Origin of the sequence: Microcystis sp. M079S1 (genome assembly GCF_020246425.1) — a bacterium.
In the GTDB taxonomy this organism is placed as follows: domain Bacteria; phylum Cyanobacteriota; class Cyanobacteriia; order Cyanobacteriales; family Microcystaceae; genus Microcystis; species Microcystis aeruginosa.
Map to the genome: position 1 here is coordinate 1 of NZ_JADBSZ010000058.1, position 16,961 is coordinate 16,961.

14 protein-coding genes are annotated in these 16,961 nt (G+C 45.4%); 7 read left to right on the top strand and 7 right to left on the bottom strand.

What is annotated here, in order from left to right; translation table 11 throughout:
* The first annotated feature begins 446 nt into the window (after positions 1-446).
* The 5 genes from IM456_RS03490 (at position 447) to IM456_RS03510 (ending at position 5,677) form a co-directional block, all read left to right on the top strand.
* Entirely contained in the window at positions 447-1,235 is a 789-nt protein-coding gene (locus IM456_RS03490; protein WP_287694720.1) for a class I SAM-dependent methyltransferase, read from the top strand.
* 38 nt (positions 1,236-1,273) lie between these two features.
* Positions 1,274-2,008, top strand: a complete 735-nt coding sequence (locus tag IM456_RS03495; protein WP_190722323.1) for an SDR family oxidoreductase — start codon at positions 1,274-1,276, stop codon at positions 2,006-2,008.
* A gap of 270 nt (positions 2,009-2,278) precedes the next feature.
* Positions 2,279-3,238, top strand: coding sequence for an HNH endonuclease (locus IM456_RS03500; protein WP_287694723.1), 960 nt, complete (start codon positions 2,279-2,281; stop codon positions 3,236-3,238).
* 23 nt (positions 3,239-3,261) lie between these two features.
* Complete coding sequence (dndC, locus tag IM456_RS03505) at positions 3,262-4,863, top strand: DNA phosphorothioation system sulfurtransferase DndC (RefSeq protein ID WP_149987696.1); 1,602 nt, start codon at positions 3,262-3,264, stop codon at positions 4,861-4,863.
* 121 nt (positions 4,864-4,984) lie between these two features.
* A complete protein-coding gene (locus tag IM456_RS03510) occupies positions 4,985-5,677 on the top strand; it encodes a M15 family metallopeptidase (protein WP_287694726.1) in 693 nt (230 codons plus the stop codon).
* Positions 5,678-5,920: 243 nt separating this feature from the next.
* Here the strand turns inward: IM456_RS03510 and IM456_RS03515 are convergent, their stop codons facing one another.
* Entirely contained in the window at positions 5,921-6,325 is a 405-nt protein-coding gene (locus IM456_RS03515) for a response regulator (RefSeq protein WP_149987694.1), read from the bottom strand.
* A gap of 82 nt (positions 6,326-6,407) precedes the next feature.
* Between IM456_RS03515 and IM456_RS03520 the strand changes: the two genes are divergently transcribed.
* Entirely contained in the window at positions 6,408-9,068 is a 2,661-nt protein-coding gene (locus IM456_RS03520; RefSeq protein ID WP_287694729.1) for a DNA gyrase/topoisomerase IV subunit A, read from the top strand.
* 3 nt (positions 9,069-9,071) lie between these two features.
* Positions 9,072-9,755 (top strand): YdcF family protein, encoded by a 684-nt coding sequence (locus tag IM456_RS03525; RefSeq protein WP_147072595.1) that lies wholly within the window; start codon positions 9,072-9,074, stop codon positions 9,753-9,755.
* A 132-nt stretch (positions 9,756-9,887) separates the two neighbouring features.
* Here IM456_RS03525 and kdpC read toward each other — a convergent pair whose 3' ends face one another.
* From kdpC to IM456_RS03555, 6 genes are all read right to left on the bottom strand, one after another.
* Positions 9,888-10,532, bottom strand: a complete 645-nt coding sequence (gene kdpC, locus IM456_RS03530; protein WP_287694732.1) for a K(+)-transporting ATPase subunit C — start codon at positions 10,530-10,532, stop codon at positions 9,888-9,890.
* A gap of 181 nt (positions 10,533-10,713) precedes the next feature.
* Positions 10,714-10,920, bottom strand: coding sequence for a potassium-transporting ATPase subunit F (locus IM456_RS03535; RefSeq protein ID WP_287694734.1), 207 nt, complete (start codon positions 10,918-10,920; stop codon positions 10,714-10,716).
* 211 nt (positions 10,921-11,131) lie between these two features.
* Positions 11,132-12,355 carry a DNA cytosine methyltransferase gene (locus tag IM456_RS03540; RefSeq protein ID WP_287705200.1) on the bottom strand — a complete coding sequence of 408 codons (1,224 nt, stop codon included), beginning with the start codon at positions 12,353-12,355 and terminating at the stop codon, positions 11,132-11,134.
* Positions 12,355-14,514, bottom strand: coding sequence for a potassium-transporting ATPase subunit KdpB (gene kdpB, locus IM456_RS03545; protein ID WP_149987688.1), 2,160 nt, complete (start codon positions 14,512-14,514; stop codon positions 12,355-12,357). Before kdpB ends, IM456_RS03540 begins: the two co-directional genes overlap by 1 nt.
* 15 nt (positions 14,515-14,529) lie before the next feature.
* Complete coding sequence (gene kdpA / locus IM456_RS03550; protein ID WP_149987687.1) at positions 14,530-16,275, bottom strand: potassium-transporting ATPase subunit KdpA; 1,746 nt, start codon at positions 16,273-16,275, stop codon at positions 14,530-14,532.
* 496 nt (positions 16,276-16,771) lie between these two features.
* The coding region (locus tag IM456_RS03555) for a transposase (protein ID WP_287707712.1) at positions 16,772-16,961 on the bottom strand (190 nt) is incomplete at its 5' end.

Sequence of the window (16,961 nt, forward strand, 5' to 3'; positions counted from 1 at the left end):
ATTAGTTCGTTCCAGATTGCAAACAATTGACAAAAATTGCGGTAATGTCTGTTTCTATAAGGGTTTCATCCCTTATAACCCCCGTCCATTGCATAACACAAACCGAAGAGCCATATATTTTTACATTCCCCAAGATGTTTTGACGAAAAACCTTCATTGTAGAAACTACTATTGAGAACATTTTCAATAATTGATTTTTTCTGAGAAAAAAATTGGCAATTCTTCACCTTGATAAAAATCCATGATTGTAGCTATAATCTTTGCTGGCAAAGGATTGTAAGCAATATATTAGTAAAAATTATCAATTGAATGTTAAGAAGTGCGGAAAGTGCCTTAACAGGAGTTTGGCAAGCATTGCTATAACCCACTTCCCACTTCCCGCTCTACTAAGCCCAATCGTGTTAAACTAATGTAGTTTTTGCCGAGAGAGTTAAATGAGTTTAAAAATGGATAAAAATGAATGGATTAGTAGATTCGATGATTTGATTTGTAGTCCTTCGATTCGAGAGTTTTATGGTGAAAGAGAGTTTTTTAATGTCGGTTATTGGCTCTCTCATACCCAAGATCAACAGCAAGCATCCTGTACTCTGATGGAGAAACTTTTAGAATTTATTCCCAACAAACAGGGAACAATTCTTGATGTTGGCTGTGGTTTGGGAGCAACTACTCATTATCTTCTCAAATATTACCCATTGACAGCAATTGTGGGGATTAACATTTCTCCGACACAAATTGCCAGAAGTCTCTTGAATTTTCCCGAGGGTAAATTTCTGTTAATGGACGCAGTAGAGATGGATTTTGCTGATCATTCTTTTGAGCAAATTATTTGTGTAGAAGCGGCTTTTTATTTTAATACCAGGCGGCAATTCTTGCAAGAAGCTTGGCGAGTATTAAAGCCGGGGGGAACCTTAATTCTCTCAGATCTGAGTTTTGCCACAACAGAACTTTTAGGGGATTGGACAGTTCCCCAAGCAAACACGGTCAAAGATAGGGCAGAGTATCAAAATCTTTATCAACAGGCAGGGTTTAAAGATGTTCAATTTGTCGAGGTGACGGAGGAGTGCTGGTTCAGACATTTTCGCCATCTTAAGTCTTGGTTAACAGAGGAATTGCAATCGGGAAAATTAGACGAAGAAACCTATAATTTAAACATTAATGCTCTGGATAATTTGCTAAGTTCCTCGGCCATAACTTATTGGTTAGTTGCTGCCCAAAAGCCAGTCAATATACTGTAATAGTTGTAAGTTTTTCTTAAATTTTTGGAGACAAAAAAATGTTTGATTCCTTATCGGGGAAAAAAGTCGTTATTATTGGTGCAAGCTCGGGGATTGACCTAGCGATTGCCGAAAAATTGCTCTCCCTGGGGGCAAAAGTGGTGCTTTCCCATGCTTCTCAAGAGAAATTAGCTGCCGCTGTTGCCCTAATTTCCGGGGAGATTGAAGCCAAAACTGTTAATTTTTTAGAAGAAGATTCTGTTAATGCCTTTTTTGCAGAAATTGGCAACTTTGACCATTTAGTAGTCACCTCTCTCGGAGACAGAAATATGCCGCGAGCCTTATTAACCGAAATGACCGCAGAAACGGCCCGGGGAGGTATGGAGAAATTCTGGGCAACCTTTTTAGCAGTGCGTGGCTCCCTGAAAACTTTGGCCAAGGACGGTTCTATTACCCTGACATCCAGCGTCACTATGTTCAAATATTCCAAAATGGGCGGAATTTCCGTCATAGCCGCCGCTAATAGTGCCGTAGCCGTATTTGGACGCGCCCTCGCCCTAGAACTCGCTCCTATTCGCGTTAACGTTGTTGCCCCCGGATTAATAGAAGATACAAGCATCTGGACCAGTCAAGGTGATTCGGAACGCTCCGACCTGAGCAAATGGGCAGTTTCTGCTCTACCTGTCGAACATTTAGGGCAACCCGAAGAAGTCGCCCTAGCAGTATTGAGTTTGATTATCAACCCCTATATGACAGGGGTGGTTTTACCCGTGGACGGTGGAGTTACTCTTTAATCCCTAACCGGACTTAAACCCTCAACCCGGGAAAGTGATACTAAATCCTCTTTAAAGGGTATAGGAGGGAGTGGGAAGTGGGTTTTTAAAGTTGCATTAAGGGTTGATCATAGTACATAAGTTCGATTTTTTGCGATCGCTTGTCAGCCGCGCTCGATCGATGTTATTATGACTATCTCTCTAGGCTTTCTATATTTTTCCCTCTCGGTGGGATGTTTTTCTGTATGCTGGTAATAGTTTCCTTTTTTTATCCGCATATCTCCCACCCCTATGGTCGATAGTCTTCCCCTACGCAATTTAAAATATTATTGTGACTTATTTTCTAAAATTAAAGTCAATAAGTCTAAGCAAAGTGGTGAAGCACCTTATAAGCCTATCTTATTATTATCAGTAATTGAGTTAATTAGTGATTCTCAAATTCAGGACAATAAAATCTATATTTCTGATGAATTAATCGATACTTTTGATAAATATTGGAAGCGTTTAAACCCAGATGCCTTCAAAGGTGGGTTAGCTTTACCGTTTTTTCATCTAAAAAATGACGGATTTTGGAAGTTAAAGTTTAGTGATAGCTATGATGGCGGCCGTCCTCAAACTATTCCCAAAATTAGAGCAGATGTAGATTATGCGATTTTAGATGAGGAATTGTATAAACTTTTACAGGAACCAGAAGCTAGACGACAGCTAATTGATACTCTAATAGAAGCTTGGTTTTCTTCTAGTCAAAAGCAATTAGAAGATATTTTAGAAATTAATCAAGTCTTACAACAAGATGATGACACTCAACTAGATCGTAGCGTTTTAGATGAAGGAGAAACACAGACAAAATATTATTTTAGAAAGTCTATAGTTAGAGATGCGTTATTTCGCAAGTCAGTAGTCCATTTATACGATTATCAATGCTCTTTTTGTGGTCTTAAAGTCATCCACTCCTTGACACAAAGTATTGTCGATGGCGCACATATCAAACCTTTTGCCAGATTCTATGATAACCAGATAAACAATGGTTTATCTCTTTGTAAAAATCATCATTGGGCATTTGATCAAGGACTATTTACTATTGACGATCAATACAAAATTATGATTAGTCAAGACTTTCAAGAAATTTCTCCTAATGCTAAAGCCATTAAAGACTTTCATGGTATGAATATTTTATTACCCACTCTAGAAAATCACTATCCAAAACTTGAATCTATCCAATGGCATCGTCAGAATATTTTTAGAAATTAGTTGATCTTTTTGTTGATAACATTATGCTTGAAAAAACAACTTCTATTTTTCCTAATCGTGCTATAGAGGAGTTCGTAGAAGATATCAAAAGTATTACTCAAGAAATACAAGAGTTATATTGTCTAGACAGTATTCCCTGGATCATAGGTGTATCTTGGGGAAAAGATAGCACAGCAGTTTTACAATTGGTTTGGAATGCGATCGCTAGTTTGCCAGAAGAAAAAAGACATAAAACAATTTATGTTATTACAACAGATACTCAAGTTGAAAATCCTCTTGTATCTACTTGGGTTAACAAATGTATAAAAAAATTGGAAATATCGGCGAAAGATCATCAAATACCTATTAAACCTTATCAGATCAATCCTTCTGTTAAGGAAACTTTCTGGGTTTGTTTGATTGGGAAGGGCTATCCCGCACCACGACGAGGATTTCGCTGGTGTACTGAACGGATGAAAATACAACCTGTTAATTATTTTATTCGAGATGTTGTTAGAGAAAATGGTGAGGCAATAGTTATTTTAGGTGCGCGAAAAACGGAAAGCTCCGCACGATCAGTAACCATAGAAAGACATAAAGTAGGGAGATTAAGGGAGCGTCTTAGCCCTCATACTCACTTGATTAATTCACTTGTTTATACTCCCATAGAAGATTGGCGTACTGATGAAGTATGGATGTACTTAATGCAGTGGGAAAATCCCTGGGGAGGAGATAACAAAGAATTATTAGCAATGTATCGAGGAGCGACTGCGGATAATGAATGTCCCCTAGTGGTAGATACTTCCACTCCTAGCTGTGGAGATTCGCGCTTTGGTTGTTGGGTTTGTACTTTGGTGAATAAAGATAAATCGATGGAGGCAATGATACAGAATGACCAAGAAAAAGAATGGTTACAACCGCTTTTAGACCTTCGCAACGAATTAGATATAGAAGATGACCGACCAAAACGGGATTTTCGCCGTATCTTTGGGAAAGTACAATTATTTGAAAGAAACTTAAATGGAGAAATATCGATCGAACCCATACCCGGCCCTTATACTAAAAAATGGCGAGAATATTGGCTGAGAAGGGTATTAGAAGCTCAGGAGAGCGTGCGTACTAATGCCCCAGAGGAGATGAAAGATATTACCCTAATCACCACGGAGGAACTCAGCGAAATTCGCCGGATTTGGAGGGAAGAAAAGCACGAATTTGATGACCAATTACCGAAGATTTATAAACAAGTGACTGGAGAAACTTTTCAAGACCCGCGACCGGGGGCGGATAATAATCTTTTGGGGAGTGAAGAATGGGATATACTCGCGGATATCTGTGCCGAGGATTCCATGCACCTAGAATTATTGGCTAAACTTATCGATACAGAACGTCAATATTTTCTAAAAATCTCTCGAAAGGGTATTTACAAAGACCTAGAAAAATGCTTTGAGTCTAGTTCTCGTAGTAAAGAGGAAGCGATCGAAAATGCTCGTTATGTCTATGATCTAAAGAATGCCGCTCAAAGTGGTAATATTGCCCAGGTGAAAGAACAACTCAAAGAGAGTTTTAGTGAACCGGAAAAAGACCCGCAAAAACAGTTAACTTGGGCCAGTATGAAATTCCCTACAACCGATGAGGAGGAGGAATAACGGGCCTATTGTACCCGTAAACGTCCCTGGATTTTCCCGGCCGCATTTCCCCTATCTAGTCTTTCCGGTAAACTGGCGATCGAGTGGACAATCAATAAAATTACTGTTTCTCGACGACGAGATGAAACCCTACCAAAAAATTCCTATTCGTGAATGTGGGGAACCCCTAGTACCTATACCCGCAGATAAGTTTGTTATTCCTTCTCCCCATGCTTACGAGAAATTGGGGGCTAATTATCGGGGTAAATCTCCCTATTTTTTGCGACAAGGGGTGTTAAATGCTCTGATTGACGCTCAAAACCGTCTGCAAGTCTATCAACCCGGTTGGCAAATTCTGATTTTTGATGCCTATCGACCGGTGGAAGTGCAACAATTTATGGTCGATTATAGTTTTCAGACTCTCCTAGACACAAAAGGATTAGCCAAAGAGAAACTATCGGAGGCAGAAAGTCAAGCGATTTTAACAGAAGTTTACACTATTTGGGCGGTTCCCAGCGATAATGCCGCCACTCCGCCTCCCCATAGTACCGGAGCGGCGATCGATATTACCCTGGTGGACGAGAAGGGACAAGCCATCCCCATGGGGGGAGAAATCGATGAGATCAGTGAGCGATCGCATCCCGATTATTATATCGCCCCAAAAAGCCCGCAAGAACAGAGTTATCATCAAAAACGAGTTTTATTGGCTAAAGTGATGGAGGAGGCGGGATTTAGCCGACATAAGGGGGAATGGTGGCATTTTTCCCTAGGGGATCAGATGTGGGCTTGGTCGCTCGATCGAGCCTACGCCATCTATGGCAGAGTGGAGGATTAAGTAGGGTTTGCGGCAAAAAGTTTCTTGTGGGGACAGGGTGTGGGGTGTAGGGTTTTACAGATTTTGAGGGGGTCAATTACCTAATTTTCAGGGGAAAAGTCCAGGGATTTTCCCCCCAATCACTTCCGTCGCCGGTACTTTTTGATTGACAAAAGGTCTAAAAGTCTTACCCAACAAGGTTTTAAGATTTATTCAGCCAACCCTATATCAATACTGATATACTAACAAAAGAAGACTCAAAGCTTAGACCAGCTTCTGATCGATGATCGCCAAAATTTGATCAACAAAAGCTTGGTGATCAACCACTGGTTTAGAAATATAACCATCGGCCCCGCTCTGCTTGAGAAAATTCTCTCGATCGCCCTCCATAGCGTGAGCGGTGACGATAATAACGGGTAAATCGGCGGTTTCGGGGTTAGCTTTGAGAATTTGGCTGATTTTAATGCCATCTACCGCTTTCCCTTCATAGACACTATGGGAGAGGGAGACATCCATTAAGATCACGTCCGCTTCCTTATCCCGAGCAATACGAAGCACTTCTTCCACGTCTTCGGTCCCTTTAACCTCTAGACCACCTCGTTTGGTCAAAATTTTGGCAAAAACGCGAAAATTAATCGGGTCGTCTTCTACAATCAAAACAGTCGTCATAGGGATGCTCAGGGATAAACAAGGTTAAAACGGGCAAAATGCCTTATGATTCACAGCTAGACAGATTGAAAACGAGAGACTCATGGCCAAACAACTGGATTTCTTAGCTAGTGGTCAAATTATACCCACGGCCTTACACCAAGAGATGGAACGATCCTATCTAGAATATGCCATGAGTGTGATCGTGGGGCGAGCCTTGCCGGATGTACGGGATGGCTTAAAACCAGTGCATCGTCGCATATTATACGCTATGCACGAACTGGGTTTAACTCCCGATCGCCCTTTTCGCAAATGTGCGCGGGTGGTGGGGGATGTCTTGGGTAAATATCATCCCCACGGCGATCAGTCAGTGTACGAGGCACTGGTTCGTATGGTACAGGATTTTTCCAGTCGTTACCCACTTTTATCGGGCCATGGTAACTTTGGTTCGATCGATAACGACCCCCCGGCGGCCATGCGTTATACAGAAACCCGTTTGGCCGGCATCGGTGATCAGGCGGTTTTGGGGGGAATTAGCGAAGCTATCGTTAATTTTAGCAGTAATTTTGATAATTCTCAACAGGAACCCGTTGTTTTACCCGCTCAGTTACCGATACTGATTCTTAATGGTTGTTCAGGTATTGCGGTGGGGATGGCGACTAATATTCCTCCCCATAATTTAGGGGAAGTGGTGGAAGGTTTAATCGCTTTGATTGATAATCCCGATTTAAGCGAGGAAAAGTTAGTAGAAATTATCCCCGGTCCCGATTTTCCCACGGGAGGCGAGATTTTAGATGATACCGGCATTCGCGAGGCTTATCGCACCGGTAGGGGGATTATTCCCGTGCGCGGAGTGGCGAAAACTGAAACAATTATCATTGAGGGCAAGCGCCGAAGGGAAAGGACGGCAATTGTGGTTACTGAGTTGCCTTTTCAGGTGAATAAGGCGGCATGGATCGAAAAAATCGCCGAATTAGTTAATTTAGGGAAATTGGAGGGAATTGCCGATATCCGCGATGAAAGCAATCGCGAAGGCATTCGGGTGGTGATTGAATTAAAGCGGGAAAGTCAACCGCAGCAGGTTTTGTCGGCTTTATACCAACAAACGGCGCTGCAGACTAATTTCGGGGCGATTATCCTGGCTTTGGTTGATAATCAACCGAGGCAGTTGTCTTTAAAACAAGTTTTACAGGAATTCTTGCGCTTTCGAGAAACAACTCTCACCCGTCAGTATGGCGATGAGTTGCAACAGGCCAGCGATCGCTTACACCTAGTGGAGGGTTTATTATTAGCTTTGCAGAATATCGATCGCGTGGTGGATATTCTCAAAAATGCTCCCGATGGGACGACGGCTAAGTACCGTTTTCAGGCAGAATTGGGCATTAGTGACGCTCAAGCTGATTCTATCTTGGCTATGCCCCTACGTCGTTTAACCGGTTTGGAAAGACAAAAGTTAGAGACGGAAGCGACGGAATTACAAACAAAAATTCAACAGTTGGAAACTCTCCTCCATAACCGTCAGGAGTTTCTCAAGTCTCTGAAAAAAGAATTGCGCTCTTTAAAGAAAAAATTCGCCGATAGCAGACGGACAAAAATTCCCACTGGCAAGTCGGGGGACAGGAGACAGGAGACAGCAGGGAAGAAACAGGATTCTGTGGTTAAAAAACAGGAGACAGTCCCGATGAAAAAATTTTCACCCCCACAGATGAAAGAGGTTTCCTTCCCCACACCCCACACCCCACACCCTACACCCTCTTTCAAGTCAGAAGGGAAGAAACAGGATTCTGTTGTTAAAAAACAGGAGAATAAAGTTAATAAAAAGTCTGAGAGTGAGAATGCACCGAGTTTAAGCCTATTTACGCCCCAAGAACCCCCAGAAAATGCGATTTTATTGCTTGATGCCGAAGATAAAATTAGTTGGACGACACCGGAAGAGCGAGCGCCGGACCGAGGTTTAATTATCTATCAACAGGCGATCGAAAAACGGGAAAATTTCCTAGTTATCCTCGATAATGCTAAAGCTTACCCGATTACTACCCGGGAAGTTCCTCCAAAAGACAATCAACCAGTGTTAATCTCCAGTCTGCTGACCAAAACCGCCCAAAAAGATTCAGAAGCCGTGTTAAATCAATTTTTCTTGACGGAACCTCAAAAAAATCAAGAATTGCTTTTACTGAGTCAACAGGGGCGAATAAAGCGGCTTCCCATCGATGAATTAGAGGGGGTTGGTAGTCGGGGTTTGTCCCTCATGAAATTGAAAGAAGACGATCGCCTATATGGCGCTATTTTTACTCACGAGGGTCTGGACTTAGCGATCGCCACCAGTAGCGGTCGGGTGTTGCGTTATCCCGTGCGCGAGGAATTATTGCCAATGATGAGTAAATCCGCTCAGGGTTTAGCAATTTTGCGATTGCGCTACGGGGAACATCTAGCCGGCTGTGTTTCTCTCCCTCATCGGCAAAATCTGCTGCTGATTTCGGGATTAGGTTACGGGAAAAGACTGGCGATCGAGAATTTACGCTTATCACAATTAGGCGATCTTGGTTCACCCGCTTTACAATTCGTTAACAAACAGGATAGTTTAGCGGCCATGGTAGCGGCCCGGGAGGGGAGTATAGTGTTATTAAGTACCAATCAGAATCGAAAACTACCCTTAGAGGTAGAGACTGTGACAGTTACGGGTAAAGACGGGACAGGTTCACAATTAGTCAAACTCAACCCCGCAGAAAAAATTATCAAAGCACAATTGTTACACCATCTCTAAACAATGGGGAAAAAATCGAAAAATTTTGTGCGTAAACACCGAAATTGGCAAAGATGGTTAAAACTAACTCTGATTCTGGTTTTTGGGTTTATTATCCTTAATCTAGCGATTAATTTAGCCGTCCGCTTGCCAATTAATCAACAAAAACCCATTGATGCCATCTTAGTTTTGGGGGGCAGCATTCGTCGGGAAATTTATGCAGCTAATCTGGCCCAGCAATACCCCAATATACCGATTTTGATTTCCGAAGGCTCGAAAGACCCCTGTATTTTATTACTATTTGAACGGGCAAAAGCGCCAAAAACTAACGTCTGGTTAGAAAAGTGTGCTGATTCTACCTTCGGCAATTTTTTCTTTGCCGTGCCAATTTTAAAACAATGGGGAGTACATAAAGTAAAAGTTGTCACCTCTCCTACTCATTTACCCCGCGCTAAATGGTTAGCAGAAATTCACTTGCAATCCCACGGTATAGCAGTAGAAATCGATGCAGTCCGAGAAATTGGTATCCCCGGTAATCACGAATCAAAGCTAAAAACTGGGTTAGATCTGACTAGAAGTATAATTTGGGCTTTTGTGGGACAATTAATCTCTCCCCCCTGTTGGCAAGTCATTCCCTTAAATTCCGTTGATTTGGAAGCTTGGCAAGATGAAGGTTTTCAATGTGAATCCCAAGGTAAGATCAGCTAAACAATACTCTCCCAGTTAGTTTTTTAGCGGCTGCATCCCATTTTTGTAAATCTACTAACTTGGGGTTTTTAAAGGCAAACTCTCTCTTCCCACTTTCCTATACCTTTTAAACAGGATTTAGCATCAGAAACCCTATCGGGAATTTGCGATCGCGTCTAGAGCCAGATTCAGTTTCAGCACGTTAACCCCCGGTTCGCCGAAGATGCCGAGAAAGCGATCGTCGGTGTTTTTGATAACGAGGATCTCCACTTGATTGGGCGGTAATCCGCGCGAGCGCGCCACCCGCTCGATCTGCGCCCTTGCCGCTTCAGGGGTGATATGGGGATCGAGACCGGAACCGGAGGTATATACCAGATCTGCGGTGGGTTTAATTGCCGCTTTCTCTAATCGGGGAATCTCCCCCTCTACAGCTTTCGCTGGATCGGGATTGGGTTTTCCTTTAATGCGATCGATCAATACGGGGTTACTGGGAGCTAGGTTACTCGCACCCGAAACTCCGGTTTGCAGGACTTTGTTAGGATCGTTTTTCGGAGCGGCCGTACTGTAGGCGGTGGTACTCGGACGACTATTGAAATAGCGATCGCTGGTGAAAGGTTGCCCAATTAGAGCCGAACCCACCACTTGACCTTGATTATTGGTAATTAAACTCCCGTTTGCTTGCCAGGGAAAAAGAATTTGACCGATGGCGATCATCGAGAAAGGATAGATCAGCGCAGTGATCACCCAGAGAACTAGGGTAGAACGGATGGCTCTACCGGCCTCGCGTGCAAAACTCATGATTAGACCTCTTAAGTCGGGTTTGCGGCAAAAAGTTTGTTGGTGGGGTTAGGAGTCAGGAGCCAGTAGTCAGGAGTCAGGAGAATTAAGAATAAACAACAATCAATGAAAGAGTCTATTTAGAGATTTTCTGCTTTTTCCCATTTTTGAACTCTCAAAAATTAATTGTGCCAGAAATCTCTTAAAACCTCTCGGGTATAAAAATGACAAGGAATAGGTAGATAAATAAAGCAAAGGCGACTAATCCTAAAAGGGTTAATGCGGAGGCTTGCCCCCTATCGATAGTGCTTCCCGTAGAAGCTTGAACGATGGAGGAGAAAAGAATTGTTAGATAGAAATTTAAGAAAATATACCAGAAAAATCGGTATTGTCTAGGGGATGCTTTCATAAAAATTAGAGTTTTTTGGAGATTTGTTTTTGCCAGTAAATCAAGAAAATAGCTGTAGTTGTCAAAAATTATCAGACACCCCCCTTATCAAGGGGGGATTAAGGGGGGATCGACACCCCCCTTATCAAGGGGGGATTAAGGGGGGATCGACACCCCCCTTATCAAGGGGGGATTAAGGGGGGATCAAAGACAAAATCTATTTTCAATTTAATTATAACCACTTACTTAGCTGTAGTTGTCGATAGGTTGTCTTTTTCCCCTTTTTCAATTCATAGTTAAGAATACATTGGCCTACATATCTAGCCAGATTAACAGGAACCGCATTGCCAATCATTTGTTCTAGATTAGATTTTGTTCCTGTAAAAATAAAGTCTTTAGGAAAAGTTTGAATATAGCTTCGCTCGATTGTTGTTAACGGTCTTAATTTTTCCTTAAGATGACAAGCATCCCCGGGATGTTGTCGATAGGTTTTGGGAACTGGTCGATTTACTCCTCGAATAGTAGGGCTAGGTTCATAAATACTGAATATCGCCCTTCTTTGATAGCTTCTAGGATGTCTATAATAGTATTCTATATCTAATTCTTTGCCCATATAGTCAAATACAGTCAGAGGTTGACTTGATAGATTTTCATTGATCTCATCGATTAAAAAATCATCTTCTTCGTTCATTTTACCGATCAGAAAATATCTTTTTCTAGTTTGAGGAACTCCGCAGTAACAAGAATTAATAACTTTTCCAGTTAAACCATAACCATGGCTTTTAAAAATTTGTTTTGCTTGAATGAGTATTTTACTTTTCTCAATTCTATCCACATTTTCCATAACAAACCATTGGGGACTTACTCTAGTTACAATTTCAGCGAATGTGAGCGTTAGATTCGCTCGTCCTAAACCCTCGTCTCTCTTACCCGCACTGGAAAAGTCTTGACAAGGAGGGCTGCCGACAATAATCTCAGGATTATATTGAGCCAATATTTCTTGATTAGATTCTCTAGATAAATCGACATTAAATATCGGATGACTAAAGTTATTTCTATAGACATCTATAGCAGGTATCCAATTATCAAATGCGGCCACAATAGTAAACCCCGCTTTCTGAAAACCTAAAGATAAACCACCACAACCAGCGAATAAATCGATTGTGATCATTTTGCTCCCTCCTCTAAATTGACTCTCGAAAGCATAAAATAAATTATCGGAATCGGGAGCTAGACCGTATAACTCTTTTGTACTTAACTCCGCAGGTTGAATTTTTAAATTTTCATCAAGTTTCAGATATACATTTTTCAGTCCTTTCCAATCCAAGTAAGCGCACAAAGAAGCTGGAAATGAGGAGTTAAATTGATTTTTACCCCATGTTTCTTTTTGGCTAAAATCCCGATTCGAGTGCTTCAATCCGAATAAACTAGGCTTAAATATTGCCGATTTTCCCATTACCTCAACCCGATCGCTGAAATTATCTCATCAATAATCTTAATAGCGATAAAGGGCGCAATCACGCCTCCCACGCCGTAGATGAGGATATTGCGCCGCAATAGTTGGTCAGCAGTGAGCGGGCGAAATTGAACGCCTTTAAGTGCTAGGGGAATCAAAACGGGGATAATCAGGGCATTGTAGATCAGGGCTGAGACGATCGCCGATTGAGTGCTTTTCAAACCCATGATATTTAAAGCACCGATCCCGGCGGCGGCGAAAATCGTCGGGATAATGGCGAAATACTTGGCGATATCGTTGGCTACCGAAAACGTGGTCAGGGCGCCGCGGGTAATGAGTAACTGTTTGCCGATGGTCACTAAATCGATCAGCTTGGTCGGGTCGGAATCGAGATCCACCATATTGGCAGCCTCCTTCGCCGCTTGGGTTCCGGAGTTCATCGCCACACCGACATTAGCCTGGGCCAGTGCGGGTGCGTCGTTGGTTCCGTCTCCCGTCATGGCAACTAACTTGCCCTTGGCTTGCTCGCGACGGATCACCTCGATCTTATCTTCTGGGGTGGCCTCGGCGATAAAATCATCCACCCCCGCCTCCGCCGCGATCACCGCCGCCGTGATCTGGTTGTCGCCGGTGAGCATGATCGTTCTCACACCCATGCGCCGTAATTGGTCGAAACGCTCTTTTAATCCCGGCTTCACGATGTCCTTGAGATAGATCACCCCGTAGATATCGTTACCCCGACAGACGGCGAGGGGAGTCCCCCCCAAACGGGAAACCCTTTCCTGTGCCTGATCGAGGGTTTCGGGAACGGAACCACCGCGGGAACGGACGAAACCTTTAATCGCGTCTACGGCTCCCTTACGGTATTCCTCGCCGGCCCTATCGGTGCCGCTCATGCGGGTACGAGCGGAGAATTCGATTCCCTCGCCGGGTTGGCCATCGATATCGAGGTTCGCGCCCAAATTCCGGGCTAAGGCAACGATCGAGCGTCCTTCTGGGGTTTCGTCAAAAAGGCTGGCCGCTAGACAGATGCGGGCTAATTCCTCGAGGTTATGACCGTTCACGGGGATAAATTCGTCAGCCAGTCGGTTTCCGAGGGTGATCGTTCCCGTTTTGTCGAGAAGGAGGGTATTCACGTCGCCGCAGGCTTCCACCGCGCGCCCCGAGGTGGCGATGACGTTAAACTGAGCCACACGATCCATCCCGGCGATGCCGATCGCGCTCAATAAACCGCCGATCGTCGTGGGAATGAGGGCGACGAGAAGCGAGATCAAGATGGCGATACTGGAACCGGCCCGAAAAGTATCCGCGACCGCCGGCCCGAGGCTCGTGTCTAGAAAACTGGCGATATAGTTCCCGATCGAGGGAATCGTGGCCACGACAATTAAAAAGACTTGGGTTAACACGGCCAGAAGTACCGTCAGGGCGATCTCGTTGGGGGTTTTCGTGCGCTCGGCCCCTTCCACGAGGGAGATCATGCGATCGATAAAACCCTGGCCGGGATCTTGAGTGATCCGCACTGTCAACTCGTCCGAGAGAAGCCGCGTACCACCGGTGACGGAACTGGCGATGTCGGTTCCGGGTTGTTTGAGGACGGGGGCCGATTCTCCGGTGATCGCCGATTCATCCACCGAACCGATTCCCTCGATCACTTCCCCGTCGGCGGGAATCACGTCCCCGGCCACCAGTTTTACCCGATCGCCCCGACCCAAGGCCGTGGAACTGACCGACTCGATCGAGCCGTCGGCAAGGATTTTCTGGGCCATCGTGTCGCTGCGGGTGGAGCGCAGGGCATCGGCCTGGGCTTTTCCCCGTCCCTCGGCGATCGCCTCGGCGAAGTTGGCGAACAGCACCGTGAAGAAGAGGATGAGGGTGATGATGCCGTTAAGTAGCCGTTGTTGTCCCCTATCCCCGGCGATCGTGCCGAATAGATGCGGGTCGATCGTCACCAGGGCCGTGACGATCGTTCCTAACCAGACCACGAACAGGACCGGGTTACGCACGGCGATGCGCGGGTCGAGTTTGAGGAAGGACTGCCGGATCGCCCGTTGATAGAGACCTGTCCGGTTTACCTTGGGGGTGTGGCGGCGGTCGTCCCGGCGACCTCTCGGCACTCGCAACGGGCGGGAGGATTTAGAATTTCCTTTGTTCGTTCTCATAAATTATCCCAACTCCTAGCCGATCATCCGGGTGATTTGAAAGGCTTCCGCGATCGGCCCGAGGGCCAATATCGGCAAGAAAGTGAGCGCACCGAGAATTAAAATCACCCCCGCCGTCACGCTGGTAAAGAGTCCGGTATCGGTGCGGAGGGTTCCGGTGGTGGCGGGAACCGGTTGTTTGCGGGACATCCCATCGGCTAACAAGAGCAGGGCGGCGATCGGGATATACCGTCCAGCCAGTAAACTGAAGGAGGCGCTCAGATTCCACCAGAGAGCGGTCATCGTCGGTTTCGCCCCAGATGCGATCGCAAGCGGCGCAGGTTGGGAATCCCCTAGTCCCTCGAATCCCGACCCGTTATTGGCGGCGGCGGAAGCGTACTCGTAGATAACTTGAGATAATCCGTGAAAGCCGGGGTTACTGATGCCCTGAAAGTCGGGAAAGGCAAGGGCGATCGCTCCAGGGATGAGGATGGCGATCGGGTGAACCAGCAGAATTAAAAAACTCGCTAACACCACTTCCCGTTTCTCGATTTTGCGCCCGAGGAATTCGGGGGTTCGCCCCACCATTAGCCCGGTGACGAATACCGCCAGGATCAGATAGGCAAACAGGTAGGCGGTGCCGGTTCCCTGGCCGCCGAAAACGATTTGCAGGAACAGATTCGAGAGGGTGGCGAAGCCGCCGTTCGGCATCAAAGAATCGTGCATGGCGATCACCGCACCGCACATGGTGGCCGTGGTAGTTACCGCGTACAGGGCCGATTGCGCCCAACCGAAGCGTACTTCTTTACCCTCGAAGTTAACCGCTCGCTCCACCCCTAGCAGGGAGTTAACCGCCTGGTTGCCGTTATATTCCCCGATCGCTGTGATGATCGTAAAGCCGATGAAGATACCGAGGGGAATTAGATAGATTAACCGAGCTTGCTTGAGATTATCGGCGAAAACCCCGTAGGTATAGATCAGGGAGGTGGGAATCGAGAGAATCGCCACCAACTGCACCAGATTGACGAATCCGTTCGGGTTTTCAAAGGGGTGGGCCGAGTTGCTGGCAAAAAAGCCGCCGCCGTTTTCTCCCAATTCCTTAATAATCTCGAAGTGGGCCACTGGACCGCGGGCGATCGCCTGACTCAGGTTGGGGTTTTCTAGCGTCGGCAAGATCGCCGGGCCCGCGAGGGTTTCCGGGACTCCGGCGATGATCAGGGCAATTGCCCCCACGATCGAGATCGGTAAGAGGATACGGGTGATCGCTCGGATCAGATCCACATAGAAATTGCCCAACGGTCGCCCCGTCAGTCCCCGAATAAAGGCGATCCCCACCGCTAGACCGGTTCCGGCCGAGGTGAACATCTGGTAGCCAAGACCCCAGATCTGACTCCCGTAGCTGAGGGTGGTTTCTCCGGAATAATGCTGTTGGTTGGTGTTGGTGATAAAGGAAATCGTCGTATGTAGCGTGGTGTCCCAAGAAGGGGCGGGGATCCCCGTCGGGTTGAGGGGAAGGAATCCTTGGCCCGCAATCAGGGAAAAAACCAGAATTGCCATCACCGCGTTACTGTAGAGAACGGCGCGGACGTACTGCCAGCCAGTCATATTCTCTTTCCCTTTCACCCCGACGAAGGTGTAAAGAAGACTCTCGACTCGATCGCAGAGTGGGTCGAGTAGGGTTCTCCGTTCCATGAAAACCCTAGCCATATACCGCCCGAAAAAGGGGGTGATCGCCACGATTATCAGGATCGTGAGCGCGATTTGAATCCATCCTTGCAACATGGTTCGATCAACTCCGAAAAAAGGCAAGTGGCGGCTCGATCGACGATCGACAGGGAAACTCAGGGGTTCGCTGTCTCGAAACCGCTTGAGAAAACCGAGTTTGTCTCATCATTAGCGATCGTTAACAACTGGATGTCGAGGGATTACTATCACCTCTGCTGGAATGATTGTAGCGATTTCTCGCGCCTTGACAATCTATATTTTTTCCCTCAAGGGGTGACAAAGAAGTTCAAAGGTAGGCAGGATAAAGACTCTAGCCAAATGGTACGCAAAGAAATAGGGCTCTTCGGTTTGTGTTATGCAATGGAGGGGGTATAAGGGATGTAACCCTTATATAGAAAGGCATTTAGCGATTTTTATCAATTGTTTTTTATCTAGAGCGAACTAATCAATTAAGTCTCTTGCCAGATAAGGATTCAGTCGATTTATGCCCCCATATCGAACCATACAAAGTCCCGAAGAGCCGTTCTGGCTCTTCGTTACCCTTTATGCTAAATCAACATACAAGATGCCAAGATAACATACTTCTAACCCAAAAATTCCGCAAGTTTCTAAAGCCATAGCCTCTCCGTTTTATTAGTTTAAGTTTATTGTTGATTCCCTCGACCACCCCATTCGTTGTCCTTCGCTCGAAATAACTAATGATTTCTCCAAACCAGTTTCGGATTGTTTGACAACTCTTGGTA